Origin of the sequence: Exiguobacterium sp. s34, assembly GCF_018617435.1 — a bacterium.
Taxonomy (GTDB): Bacteria; Bacillota; Bacilli; order Exiguobacteriales; family Exiguobacteriaceae; genus Exiguobacterium; species Exiguobacterium aestuarii.
Map to the genome: position 1 here is coordinate 268,241 of NZ_JACSKE010000001.1, position 13,529 is coordinate 281,769.

Genomic DNA, 13,529 nt, shown 5'->3' on the forward strand with positions numbered 1-13,529 from the left:
GTCCTCTGAAAAATCAATTGGATGTAGGCGTGTTGGACGGACGTTGCATCCGGCCAATGCCTTCGTATGAAACGTCACCTGGGTCACGCGCGAACTTCCAAGCATTCCGCGCATCGAGTAATCGACGTTGGCGCATACCTGAGAAAGCTTCGGGTGCCAAGTTGACGAGCTCCTCCCATTCCGTGACGAGAATCGCATAATCCGCACCCTTCAGAGCTTCTTCTACAGACGCTACTTGTGGGTATTCCCATGTGGCGATCGGGTCATAGCCGATGACCTCGACATCTCGGGCGACCATGTGATGTGCGAGTAGAATCGACGGTGCATCTCGCATATCATCCGTTCCTGGTTTGAATGCTAAGCCCAGAATGGCGACACGCATCTTAGGCTCTAGATGAAGTTTCGACAATACGTACTCTGCTTGTGTTTCATTCACTTTCGCTGCCGCCTTGATGACGCGAAGATTGACGTCGTTTTCTTTTGCGACATGAAGAAGCGCATCCATATCTTTCGGGAAACAAGAGCCCCCATATCCGATTCCAGCATTGAGGAACGAACGTCCGATGCGTGGGTCAAGACCCATCCCGTCGGCAATCGTCATGATGTCCGCACCTGCCTCATCGGCTAGACGAGATAAGTCGTTCATGAAGCTGATCTTTGTCGCCAAAAAGGCGTTCGAGGCGTATTTGATGAGCTCGGCATTGATCGGCGTCGTACAGATGAGCGGAACACCGAGGCGGCCATAAATCCCTGCCAACTCTTCACAAACCTCAAGGTCCTCACATCCAATGACGACACGATGTGGTTTCATCACATCCGCGAGAGCGCGCCCTTCTTGTAAAAACTCAGGTACGATCGCAAACGTATGAGACGGATACATGATTTTCAACAAATCCGTCGTGCCAGGTGGGACCGAGCTACGAATGATGACCTTGTGCTTCGTCTTCAATTCGGAAAGAGCTGTCTCGATATAAAAGAGGTCACAACTTCCATCAGGCTTGCTCGGCGTGCCGACTGCGAGAATTAAATAGTCGACGTTCTCCGTATTTGCGATTTCGTCGGTTAACGTGATTTGATCGGCGTGCTCTTGTAGCACGTCCGCCATGCCCGGTTCGTGGAATGGAGGGTGACCACTCTTCAGGAGACCTAACTTCCCTTGGTGCGTCTCGACCCCGATGACCTCATGACCCGCTTTGGCCAATCCGCATAATGTCGCCAATCCGACATATCCTAAGCCTATAATTCCAAATTTCACATCAGTTCCTCCTTCAATCATCTTTCCTAAGCGTACCCAAACACGCTCAAGAAGTGAAGCTTCTAACACTCTCTCGATGTTCTTTGCTATAATGAGTCAAAATGATGGGTGAAAGGACAAACCACATGGGCTTAATCGCTTTCTTTTTGGTAACGCTATTGATTTATTTTTGGTTACCAGTCCGGGGGGGACTGAAAACCTTTTTACTTGTATTGATGATGGTGAGCGGTTGGCTCTCCATCTTTGAGCTTGTTTCCATCTTAGAAGCTCGGCCATGGATATTCGCTCCAATCCTGATTGTCGTTGCGTCAGTGATTTGGAAGGTACAACGCGACCGAAAACAGCAGATGAAGAAAAGTGTTTGACCTCGGTCGGGCACTTTTTCTTTGTATTATTCTACACAAACTCAATTTTCCCTTCTTTAAGAAAAGGGATTCGAAAATTCTTAAGCAGACAATAAGGAGATATCAATTTGCTGAAGCGCTTAATACTTTGTTCTATAACGTTTATGGAAGAGATAAAATGACACCGATCACTACTCGATTCGTCTACTTTCGAACTATACATATCCTCACAAAAAAAGCACCTGCTATGAAAAGGTGCTTTCAACGCTGCAAGGTTTCACTCCCCATAAACGCTTCCATCGTCGCCGACGTGTCGGAGGAAATCCCTTCTCTTTTTAACACTTTATAGGCAGTTCGGATGATGATCCACCAGTCGCCCCAAAACGTCACATGCTCGACGTAACGAACGTCTAGTTCAAATCGTTCTTCCCATGACAAGCGATTGCGACCATTTACTTGAGCGAGTCCCGTCAACCCTGGTCTTACATCATGACGACGTTTCTGTTCCACACTATATCTAGGTAAGTACTCGACAAGAAGCGGTCGAGGACCAACAATCGATAGGTCACCTTTTATAATATTGATCAAACTCGGCAACTCATCGATACTGAGGGAACGTAGCTTTTGTCCGAAGGGTGTCAAACGTTTGTCATCGGGGAGCAGTTCCCCGCTTTCATCTCGCTCATCTGTCATCGTTCGAAATTTGATTAAATGGAACACCACACCATCCTTGCCCGGGCGTTCCTGCAGAAAGAAGATTGGACCTCCGAGCTTGATTCGAATCATCAGACCGACAACGAATAAGATCGGGCTCAATACGAGTAGTGCAAGCGATGCTAACGTGATATCTTGAGTTCGTTTAAAATACCGTTCATACATATTGAACCTTCCCCTTTCTATAGAGAAGCGTACATTTTTTCGTAGTAGTCGCGATATGTTCCCGATACGACGTCCTCCACCCATTCTGGATGCGTGCGATACCATTCAATCGTCGCTTCGATTCCTTGCTCAAAATGATAACGAGGTGCCCAGCCGAGTTCTTCGCGCATTTTAGAAGCATCGATCGCATAGCGACGGTCATGTCCTGGTCGGTCGGTCACGAACTGAATCTGATCGTCTGATAGTTGAAACTCTTGCAAAATCGTGCGGACGAGTTCGAGATTCGTCAACTCATTATTCCCACCGATGTTATACACCTCGCCGAAGCGCCCTTTTTCCCGAACGAGGTCGATAGCTTCACAATGATCTTGAACGTGTAGCCAATCTCGAATGTGTCCGCCATCTCCATATACGGGAAGCAGTTTTCCGGTCATGCAATGATGCACCATGAGCGGAATCAGTTTTTCTGGGAATTGATACGGTCCATAGTTGTTGCTGCAACGCGTCGTTTTGACGGGAAGCCCATACGTTTCATGATACGAACGGACCAGTAAATCCGAGCTGGCTTTTGACGCTGAATACGGACTATTCGGTGCAATCGGTGAATTTTCCGTAAAATAACCGGTCTCGCCGAGTGAACCATACACTTCATCTGTCGAGACGTGAACGAAACAGACACCCCCTCGGTACTCTCGGCTATATTTGTCGTCCGGGTTCAGTTTCCAATGACGCATCGCCACATCTAACAGCACTTGCGTCCCGAGTACGTTTGTCGATAAGAACAGCCCAGGCTCGAGGATACTGCGGTCAACATGCGATTCTGCCGCAAAGTGGACGACCTCATCCACTTGGAACAATGTGAACAGTTCGTCGATGGCGGGACGATCCCGAATATCTACTTTTCGAAACACGTAGAGCGGGTCGGTCTCAAACTCCTGAATGTTTTTGAGGTTGCCTGCATACGTCAACGCGTCGACGTTAAGAATGCGGGACGTCGGATGTTTTGCCCGATAGTGTTTTATGAAATTTGAACCGATGAACCCGGCTCCGCCAGTCACTAGGATCGTATGCATTTGTCTGTTCCCCTTCCTCTACGAGTGAGATTAAATATTGACCGTAGTCGGTCATCTTGAGCGTCAAGCCGATGTCCCGGAGCTGTTCACGTGTGATAAAACCACGTCGCCACGCAATTTCTTCAAGACACGCGATATAGTAGCCTTGTCGTTCTTGCACCGTCTGAACAAAGATGGACGCTTTGATCATCCCTTCTGGAGTCCCTGTGTCGAGCCATGCCATTCCCCGACCGAACAAGACGACGTTCAGCTCGCCGCGCTCGAGATACATGTTGTTAATGGATGTGATTTCAAGTTCTCCTCGTGGTGACGGTTTGACTTGCTTCGCAAATTCGACGACTTGATTGTCATAGAAGTATAGGCCCGGCACCGCATAGTTCGATTTTGGAACGGCCGGTTTTTCTTCGATGGAGACGACTCGGTGATTTTCATCGAACTCGACAACACCGAACGCCCGCGGATCTTTCACCGGATAGCCGAACACCGTCGCGCCTTTCGTCTTCGCCTGCGCGTCTCTTAAAAATCGTGTCAAATCTGGTCCATAGAAGACGTTGTCACCTAAGATGAGACAGACCGAATCATCACCGATGAAATCCTCCCCTAATATGAAGGCGTCAGCTAAGCCGACCGGTTTCGTTTGAACCTTGTACGTCACTTCAATCCCGAGTTGATGACCGTCACCGAAGAGACGTTCATATCCTCCGATGTCTTGAGGCGTAGAGATGACGAGCACTTCTCGGATGCCAGCGAGCATCAAGACCGACATCGGATAGTAGATGAGCGGCTTGTCGTAAATCGGCAACAGTTGTTTGGATACGGCTTTCGTCATCGGATAGAGGCGGGTACCGTTTCCGCCTGCTAATATGATTCCTTTCATCGTGTCATCATCCTTTCTCTCAAGATGTCACAAATACGTGCGACGTCGGTCGGTGTCAAATCCGGATAGAGTGGCAACGTCAGGACGCGGTCCGCAATGTGTTGAGCGACCGGTGTCCGGCGGCTCGCGAATCGATTTTCCATCCAGTCATAGTCCGTGACGAGCGGATAAAAATACTTTCTCGTCAACACCCCTTTTGCAGCGAGCACCGTCTCCATCTCGTCTCGACGATTGACTGCATCCGTGAAAACGATTGGATAGTAGGAATGGTTCGGATGGACACCTGGCTGATACTCGAGTACACGAACACCTGGTATTCCTTTCAGCGAGGCATCATATTGTTCTCTGACCCGCTTCCGTTTTGCCATCACTTCATCGATGTGGCGCAGATTACATAGACCCATCGCCGCCTGAAACTCATTCATCTTCGCGTTTCCACCTGGTTCTTTGACGGTTTCAGGACCGGTGATCCCAAAGTTTTTTAGTCGTTCGAAACGTGGTTTTAGCGCTGGGTCATTGAATGTAAGTGCCCCGCCCTCAATCGTATGGAAGACTTTCGTCGCATGGAAACTGAACATCGACACATCTCCGAACGTTCCGATTCCGCGTCCATTCACCGTCACACCGAACGTGTGGGCTGCATCATAAATCACCTTCAAGTGATGTTTTTTGGCGATTGCCTCAATCGCTTCGACATCACATACATTTCCGTATACGTGCACGGGTAGAATGGCGGATGTTTTCGATGTGATCAATCGTTCGATTTTTGAAGCATCGAGCGTATAGTTGTCTGCCCGAATATCCCCAAAGACCGGTGTCAATCCTTTTCGAATCAATGCGTGTGTCGTCGAGGCGAACGTAAACGGTGTCGTAATGACTTCTCCCGTCAATCCGAGCGCCTCAATCGCGGCCTCTAATGCGAGGTGACCGTTTGTGAAGAGGGCCATCTGTTCGACTTTTAGATATTCTTTCAGCGCTTGTTCAAGTTGTTGGTGCTTGGTCCCATTGTTCGTCAGCCATTTTGACTCCCACAACGATCGGATTTCCTCCACATACTCTTCGAATGGAGGGAGGGCCGATTGAATGACGGGGATGATGGGCTCGTGTGATGGTAGCGGTGGTGTGCTCGACTGAAGATCAACGATGTGCAACATATGCTCCCTCCTAAGTCGGTTGGTGATTGGCGACAAGCTCGTAACGATGAAGCATGTCGTGAATCTGTTCGGCTGAACAGTTCATCATGCAGTCGATGATGGACATGTATGGAAGAAATGTATCCGTCTCCTGCCGATACGTCGGTAGTTCCGATTGTAAAAAGGATAACGCCATGCCCGATTGCTGGAACGACTCCTCGTCATAAAGTGCTCTCCCGTTGATCGCATTGATGTAATGGGTCGCGCCGAGTTGCCTGCAATAGTCAAGGATCCGTTCCTGTCCTCTCAACGTCGGGTCTCCATTAAGATCTGACGTATAGAGAAACGTCGTGTCGATGTGGAGATAACGAGCGACTTCTTGTAGACCTTGAGCGAGATAAGTCGCGACGTTTTGTTCGGGATTCGAAAGCGCGCGTTCGAGAATCGGCATGGCCTCTTCAAAATAAGGTGCCCGATGATACGCATGGTGCAACTGTTTGATTTGCCTCAAAACGGTTTCTTCCGCGAGCGCCCGTTCATGCTCACAAATCAACTTGTTTTGACTCATCTTCTGAATCGATAAAGTGAACGGATGAGGTTCACCGTCCATTACAATCTGATTCCGATGAATCCACCCTTTTTTGATAAATTGAACATCGTCGAAGATGACAAATGTATCGACGGCGTGCATCAGTTGGAAGTAGCCGAGGTAAGGGAAAAAGTACGGCTGCATGATGGCGACTTTCATATGAACACTCCTTCACGAAATGATTTGCTTCTCTCGCAACGTGTCATAATACCCTTTTGCTGTCACATCATTTCGATGGAATTTCACGAGCTCCCGAGAGAGCTTCCCGTGCTCGATCAAGCGCTCTGGATGTGCCAAATATTGCTCGATTCCCGCTTCGATGGACTCCACCGTGACATCACACATGTAACAGTTCTCTCCGTCAACCGAATGATGCGATACGTTGTTAATCTGATTGCTGATGACGACACCCATCCCGGAAGCACGTGCCTCGATGATTGTTCCATTCCCGTTCGAGTACGTCGCCGGGAGGATCAAGATATCCGCTTGTTCATATACGATTGGCATCTCGTCCCACGCCCGAATCTCATCTAAGAAATGGACGTTCTCGAGATGGTGTTCTGCGATGAAGGCTTTACACGCTTCGAGTTGTTGACCCGAGTGGTTCAAATAAAGCTCCAAGTGATAACGTTTCGATAAACGACGATACGCCTCGAGGACGAGGAGCGGTTGATAGCGCTCGACCAGTCGATTCGCGAACAACAACTTGAACGTGTCCCCTTGTTTTTTATGACGGAGTCCATGATCGAAATACGCATCGATATCTTGTGCGTACGTGGCATGTACGACCTTATTGGGGTCGAACTGTAACTCCCGTTTGAATTGATCGACGGCGACCGTCCCCATGCCGAAGTATAGATCCGCATCTTTGAACATCCAATGTAACAGTTGCGTTTTTCGAGGGTTATCGATTCGGTTCATCAATCGATCTGACGGGTCATCATCGTTTTGAAGTGGACGAAGCGGCTCGCTCATGACGACCGTTTTGATGCCTAACCGTTTCGCCACTTTCGTGATCAGTGCGTGCATCGGCATGAATCCTCCGAGCAAGATGATGTCAGGTTTGAAACGAATGAGTTCAGGAATCAACCCGAGTGAGAGATAGCTCAGTTTCGGGAACCGTTTCGAATACTTTAAAATCTTACACTTGTCTCCGAGCGGGATTTTCCACCAGTCCGGTCGGTTCGCATCCAAGTGTTCATAAAACCAAAACTCTGCATCGAAATATTCTTCTAGGGCATAACAGAGTTTCACTTGATACGGAGACGCGATATTACTAATAAAGACGAGCTTCTGTTTCATCGTTTATCCCTCCTTGACGACCTGTCTCGGGTCGACGCTACCTTTCCATACTTCACGTCGAACGTAGTCCGTGTAGGACAAGAGGATTCGCACGACCTTGTCCGAGACGTTCGGCATACTATAGTCACTGACGAGTCGTGGGCGTGGTTGTGACAAGACGACAGAAATCCCTTGAAGAATCCGTTCTTTCTCGAGACCGACCATGAGGACAGCCCCTTCCTCCATCGCTTCTGGACGTTCATGACTCTCGCGAATATTCAGACCTCGCAACCCAAGAATCGAAGACTCTTCGCTGATCGTCCCGCTGTCACTGAGAACCGCCTTCGCGTGAAGTTGCAGGTGATTGTAATCGATAAAACCGAGTGGCTTGAGTAAACGGACATGTGGATGAAACGTGATGTTCAACTCTTGGATCCGCTTCATCGTGCGTGGGTGCGTGCTTACGATAACAGGAAGGTCGTACATGTCAGCTACCGTATTCAAACTGTCCACGAGCGTGATGAAATGTTTGTCTGAATTGATATTCTCTTCCCGATGAGCCGAGACGAGGAAGTATCCCTCCCGTATTAAGCCCAGTCGGTCGAGTACGTCCGACTGTTCGATGGCCTCACGTTTTGAAGCGAGCACTTCATACATCGGACTCCCCGTCTTGATCACCCGTTCTGGTGGTAACCCTTCACGAAGCAGATATTCCCGGGCAATATCGCTATACGTCAAGTTGATATCTGACGTATGGTCCACGATTTTGCGGTTCGTCTCTTCCGGCACGCGCTGGTCGAAGCAACGATTGCCCGCTTCCATATGGAAAATCGGAATCTTCCGTCGCTTGGCCGCGATGGCCGTCAAGCAAGAGTTCGTATCCCCTAGGATGAGGACCGCGTCGGGACGTTCCTGCTCTAAAATCGGGTCGATGTGGATCAAGATGTTACCGATCGTCTCCATCGGGCTACCGGTCGCAGCATTTAAAAAGTGGTCTGGTTTTCGTAGCCCAAAGTCTTCAAAGAAGACTTCATTTAATTCGTAGTCATAGTTTTGTCCGGTGTGCACAAGGATGTGCTCGATGGCTTCAGATTGTTCAAGTTTATGAAGGACGGCCGACAGACGAATGATCTCGGGTCTCGTCCCGACGATGGTCATCACTTTGAGCTGTTTCATCTTGCACCTCCATGAAATAAGTATCCGGACGATTTGGATCGAACGCTTCATTGACCCACATGACCGTCACCAAATCTACCGTCCCAACGTTTTCGATACTGTGTGTATAACCGACAGGGATGTCAATCACACGCATCATTTCACCCGTCACATAATACGAGTGGACGATATCCTCTCCGACTTTTCGAAAGTGGATGTTCGCCTCCCCGCTGACCACCAAAAACTTTTCGTTCTTCGTATGGTGCCAGTGGTTCCCTTTCGTGATTCCTGGCTTGGCCACATTGACTGACACTTGCCCTCGGTCGGGTGTCCGAAGGAATTCGGTGAACGATCCTCGCGCATCCTCATGTTTCAATAGGTCATATCCGAATGCATCGACGGGTAAGTAGCTAAGATACGTGCTGTATAGTTGCTTCGTGAAGCGGTCATCGAGCGCAGGGACGGCTAGACTCTTCCGACTATCGCGAAACGAAAGAAGGAGATTAGCCAGACGTTCCAACGTAACCGGTTCATGTGTCGCAACCATCTGATAGCCAACGACCGGATGTTCCAGCACATGCACGAAAGCCTCTATGACGTCGTCGATATAAGCGAGGGTGACGGTTCGATTCGGATCATGGATTTCAATCGGCTCCTCTTTGACGACTCGGTCACAAAATGTGGCGACGACGCTGTTGTAATCTGGGCGGCTCCATTTCCCGAATAAGTTCGGAAGTCGATAGATCATCACCTGACGCCCAGTCCGGGTCACTTCTTCAAGTAACAATTGCTCGGCTTGACGCTTGCTTTGTCCGTACGGGTTGTCGAGTTCGGCTTGAACGGAAGAGGCATACACGATTGCGGCTGGATTTCCGACTTGTGTCAGCACATCAAGAAGGTGTCTCGTCAATCCGACATTTCCCTCGAAAAACTCCCGCTCCTCTTTCGGTCGATTCACGCCAGCCAGATGATAGATGAACGATGCGTCGCGACAGTAGGTCTCGAACGTCTCCTCGTCTGTCTCACGCGTTTGGGCAAACACTTCATGCCCTGCCGCTTCGAGCGTCACCCTCAAATTCTTTCCGACAAACCCGTTCGCCCCTGTGAGTAAAATCTTCATGAGACTTTCACCCAGCTCTTCAACTCTTGTTGGATATAAGGAAGTTTCATAAGGAGCTGCTTCACTTGTTCGACGTTGAGTTGCTCAGTGTTCGCCGAATTGTACTCGCCTTCGACGGTCAATTTTTGACTGCCTTCGCTGAAGTATTTTTCATAGTTCAAGTCTCGTGTATCGGCAGGCACCCGGTAAAAGCCACCCATATCTTCTGCGACTACATTCTCTTCTCGCGTCAAGAGTGTCTCGTACTGTTTCTCCCCGTGACGTGTCCCGATGACTTTGATCGGATTGTCGACACCGAATAGTTCGATGAGCGCTTGTGCCAACGTCCCGATCGTGGAAGCTGGTGCTTTCTGGACCATGATGTCTCCGGCATGTGCGTTTTTGAAGGCGAAGACGACGAGTTCGACCGCGTCTTCTAAACTCATCAAGAACCGTGTCATGAATGGGTCCGTTACCGTCAACGGTTCACCTCGTTTGATCTGTTCGACGAAGAGCGGGATGACCGAACCGCGTGACGCCATAACGTTTCCGTAACGTGTCCCACAAATGAGCGTTTGATCCGGACGAACCGCTTTTGCTTTCGCGACGAACACTTTTTCCATCATCGCCTTCGAGATGCCCATCGCATTGATTGGGTAAGCTGCTTTGTCTGTTGAGAGACAAATCACTTTTTTCACCTGTTGCTCGACCGCTGCCGTCAAGACGTTATCTGTACCGAGTACGTTCGTCTTAACTGCTTCGAGCGGGAAGAATTCACAAGACGGGACTTGTTTCAATGCCGCTGCGTGAAAGACGTAGTCGACTCCGTACATGGCGTTACGAACACTGTTCACATCACGGACGTCCCCGATATAAAACTTGAGTTTATCGTCCATATAGAGCTTACGCATATCATCTTGTTTCTTCTCATCGCGCGAGAAGATACGAATCTCTTTAATGTCCGTTTTGAGGAAGCGTTGCATGACCGCGTGACCGAACGACCCGGTCCCTCCTGTGATGAGTAACGTCTTATCTTGAAACATTGCAGATCCTCTCCTTCATGATGTAAATGGCTTCTATCGGTGATTGGAAAACTATTGCAATGAGTGGATATTAACGTGATACCCTTCTCATACAAGAATCTGAAAGATATGTGTATCATTTTTTTGAAAGATGGCTTGATGGCGCGTTTCCATAATTAGAAAAAGCATCCTCGGTTAGGATGCTTAAGAAGAACGTCGTAAAAACCCGGTGATGAGTTGTTTTTCATCTTCTCGAAATGTGAAGAGCCACAATACGAGAAGATATGCGCCCCCAAGCAACGCAGCTTTGAGTAAGAAGAGAAAGAGTGAATTGACGGGGAACGTTTGCTGAATCATCCATCCCGCCACGCCTAACATGATGAGCGTAGGCATAATCTTCATATGACACTCTTTAAAGAAGCGCCACATATTCAGATGTAGAATCCGAAGATAGACCCAGTTCATGAACAAGATCGTGCCAAATATATTCCCAATCAAAATGGCGACGGCTGCCCCGATGGCCCCGTAATGCGGCGATAAAATGGAAGATAAGATGACGCTGACGAGTGCAACAATCAAAGAGGCGAATGCTCGATATTTGATTTGATTCGTCGCAATGAGCGTCGTATAGGCAATCTCTTGCGTCAACGTGATAAAGCCCGGGGCAATCAAGAAGAGCGCCACCCAGTAAGAGGTGTGGAACGACTCACCGACCCACAATCGAATGAACTCTTGTCCCATCGTCATGAAGCCGACGATGATCAACCCGACGATATACAGTTGAATCCGCCCGACCCGGATGAGCAAGTTCTCTAAGTCGCCGTGCCGATTACTCGTCGTCATCCGTGTGACTTTCGGAAGGAAGAGCGAGCCGATGGCAGATGAGATCGTCCATACGTATCCTTCGATGACCATCCCGATGGAGAAGAGCGCGATTGAGGCACTCCCCGCGACCGCACCTAGAATGGTCGGTGTGATATTGAGGATGAATCGCTGAGCGAGTGCGATCAACGTCGTCCAAGAAGAAAAGGAAAAGATATCCCGGTACATGGTGCGACTCGAATAGAGAAACTCGACGGCGGTGTCCGTTCGTCGCATCAAGTAAAGTCCCTTCCCGACGATGATGGAGAGCCCGACGAGCGCGTTGACGAACACGAGCGCATATAACCCGTATCCGAGAAGGAGCGCCCCAACCATCAAGACGACGGTGAGTACTTTTTCAGATAAGTTGAACCAGTTCAAGACAACAAATCGTTCATTCGCAATCAGGATGCCGTTGAACGGTTTTGTCGGGAAGAGGACGACGATATAAAAGCCGACCATGATATAGAGCGTCTTCAGTGTATCGATTTCACTAGCGGACAAGCTTGCATAAATCGTCTCGATCATGACGTATACGCCAATGAGCACGAGGCCAATTAAGATGGCGATGCCTGTGAACAGTTTGAAGGCGACACCTAAAAAGCGAGATGCCCCCTCTTCATCACCGAGGGCGTGATAATTGGACAAGAAGCGCGATACGGCTGCCTCGAGTCCAAAATCGAGGGCGAACATGCTGACGAGAGAGATGGACAACATGTAGAGTCCGTAACTGGCTTGTCCGATCTCGGCGATCATCCACGGTGTATAAATCAACCCCGCTAAAATATTGAAGCCGATGGCGGTATACGACATGAGGGCACCGATTTTGATTTGACGGGAGCTGCGTTGTTCATCGAATTCCACTTTCGTCGCCATCTTGACTTCCCTCCTTTATTTTTGTTGCCAGAAGAATAAATAGATTGGTTCATTACGAACAAATAAGAAGAGTAGCGCTGTGATGGCCACGTAATAGACGAGAAGTCGCTCCCTTCGGTCAAACGATCGCAAGATTTCTGGAATGAGAAGCATGATAAAGACGGAGAAATATTGGACGACGCGCATCATCGATGGATTGATGAATGTGAGCGGTAAGAAGCAAAGCGCGAGCAACAGCGCGTTGATGTAATGGACAGCGTTCGGATTGTTCGCTATCATTTCGTCCTTTCGCCAGACGGCGACGATGGTGATCAAGAGGAGAAGTAACGAAAAGTTGAGCGTCCCTGCCCCTGCATAGTAATCGTACTGGTCATACCCACTGATGAGACGGAATAGTTCAAACAGTTGCCCTCTAAAGACGAACAAGAACGGGATGAGTGCTCCCATGAAGAGGAGATAACGGCTCGTCAATTGCTTGTTTGCCAAGAAATAAAACGGTAAGAAGACGAGTGCGGATTTATGAATGGTCGCTGCGAGAAGAACGATGAGTAGGAATGGCCAAAACCGGCGCGCCTTCACGAACCCATAGCCAATCATGACGGCGATGGCCGTCGCAATCGTCTGACGGATCCCTGTAATCGCAAAGAACGCATAGAATAACGTCGAAAAGATGATGAAGCTAAGTAACGGTTCCGTCGAGTTGCGATAAATCCAAATCCCGAACGGCACGAGGAATAGTATCGCGACAATGAGCAAGTACCATTGGTAGTTTTCGGTTATAAGTTGGGTCGCTTTTTGAAGAACGAAATAGCCCGGATCTCGCTCGTCACCGCTCTCGAATAAACCGCTCATGAAGTTGTTTCCGATTTGCTCCCACGACATGACCCTCGATTGGTCATACATCCATTTGTACTGCATCGTATCTGCCCCGACACTTAGATGTCGAAATCCGGATAGGACAATCCATTGGACGGTCGCAATGATCACAAACAACAGTTTCCCGTTTCGAATGCCGTCATCGCGAAGGAGCAACGCTGCCCATGCGATGAGGAGAATGAGGTTGATCAAATAGATGAGCATGTCGC

The 13,529-nt window shown here is 49.0% G+C and carries 13 protein-coding genes; 1 reads left to right on the forward strand and 12 read right to left on the reverse strand.

The annotated features are described in order from the left end of the window. Positions 1-13: 13 nt before the first annotated feature. The gene (locus tag KNO87_RS01315; RefSeq protein ID WP_214793341.1) at positions 14-1,255 is read right to left on the reverse strand and encodes a UDP-glucose dehydrogenase family protein; all 1,242 of its coding nucleotides are present in this window, start codon (positions 1,253-1,255) and stop codon (positions 14-16) included. A gap of 104 nt (positions 1,256-1,359) precedes the next feature. On the opposite strand from KNO87_RS01315, the gene KNO87_RS01320 reads away from it, so the two are divergent. Then, positions 1,360-1,620, forward strand: a complete 261-nt coding sequence (locus tag KNO87_RS01320; RefSeq protein ID WP_214793340.1) for a hypothetical protein — start codon at positions 1,360-1,362, stop codon at positions 1,618-1,620. Between the two features lie 240 nt (positions 1,621-1,860). On the opposite strand, the gene KNO87_RS01325 is transcribed toward KNO87_RS01320, so the two are convergent. The 11 genes from KNO87_RS01325 to KNO87_RS01375 form a co-directional block, all read right to left on the reverse strand. Further along, complete coding sequence (locus KNO87_RS01325; RefSeq protein ID WP_483298047.1) at positions 1,861-2,499, reverse strand: sugar transferase; 639 nt, start codon at positions 2,497-2,499, stop codon at positions 1,861-1,863. Next, on the reverse strand, positions 2,496-3,551 hold the full coding sequence (rfbB, locus tag KNO87_RS01330) for a dTDP-glucose 4,6-dehydratase (RefSeq protein WP_214793336.1): 1,056 nt from the start codon (positions 3,549-3,551) through the stop codon (positions 2,496-2,498). Before rfbB ends, KNO87_RS01325 begins: the two co-directional genes overlap by 4 nt. Then, a complete protein-coding gene (rfbA, locus tag KNO87_RS01335) occupies positions 3,457-4,428 on the reverse strand; it encodes a glucose-1-phosphate thymidylyltransferase RfbA (protein WP_214793334.1) in 972 nt (323 codons plus the stop codon). Before rfbA ends, rfbB begins: the two co-directional genes overlap by 95 nt. Beyond that, a complete protein-coding gene (locus tag KNO87_RS01340; RefSeq protein WP_214793332.1) occupies positions 4,425-5,582 on the reverse strand; it encodes a DegT/DnrJ/EryC1/StrS family aminotransferase in 1,158 nt (385 codons plus the stop codon). Before KNO87_RS01340 ends, rfbA begins: the two co-directional genes overlap by 4 nt. 10 nt (positions 5,583-5,592) lie before the next feature. Next, positions 5,593-6,309 (reverse strand): WbqC family protein, encoded by a 717-nt coding sequence (locus tag KNO87_RS01345; RefSeq protein WP_214793331.1) that lies wholly within the window; start codon positions 6,307-6,309, stop codon positions 5,593-5,595. Between the two features lie 12 nt (positions 6,310-6,321). Further along, complete coding sequence (locus KNO87_RS01350; RefSeq protein WP_214793330.1) at positions 6,322-7,452, reverse strand: glycosyltransferase family 4 protein; 1,131 nt, start codon at positions 7,450-7,452, stop codon at positions 6,322-6,324. A 3-nt stretch (positions 7,453-7,455) separates the two neighbouring features. Beyond that, on the reverse strand, positions 7,456-8,607 hold the full coding sequence (gene wecB / locus KNO87_RS01355; protein WP_214793329.1) for a non-hydrolyzing UDP-N-acetylglucosamine 2-epimerase: 1,152 nt from the start codon (positions 8,605-8,607) through the stop codon (positions 7,456-7,458). Continuing rightward, complete coding sequence (locus KNO87_RS01360) at positions 8,534-9,706, reverse strand: polysaccharide biosynthesis C-terminal domain-containing protein (protein WP_214793328.1); 1,173 nt, start codon at positions 9,704-9,706, stop codon at positions 8,534-8,536. Before KNO87_RS01360 ends, wecB begins: the two co-directional genes overlap by 74 nt. Beyond that, positions 9,703-10,728 carry a polysaccharide biosynthesis protein gene (locus KNO87_RS01365; RefSeq protein WP_214786527.1) on the reverse strand — a complete coding sequence of 342 codons (1,026 nt, stop codon included), beginning with the start codon at positions 10,726-10,728 and terminating at the stop codon, positions 9,703-9,705. The genes KNO87_RS01360 and KNO87_RS01365 overlap by 4 nt, the downstream gene beginning before the upstream one ends. 183 nt (positions 10,729-10,911) lie before the next feature. Continuing rightward, a complete protein-coding gene (locus KNO87_RS01370; RefSeq protein ID WP_214793327.1) occupies positions 10,912-12,444 on the reverse strand; it encodes an oligosaccharide flippase family protein in 1,533 nt (510 codons plus the stop codon). Between the two features lie 15 nt (positions 12,445-12,459). Next, positions 12,460-13,524: an EpsG family protein gene (locus KNO87_RS01375; RefSeq protein ID WP_214786523.1), complete on the reverse strand. Its 1,065-nt coding sequence runs from the start codon at positions 13,522-13,524 to the stop codon at positions 12,460-12,462. Between the last annotated feature and the right edge of the window lie 5 nt (positions 13,525-13,529).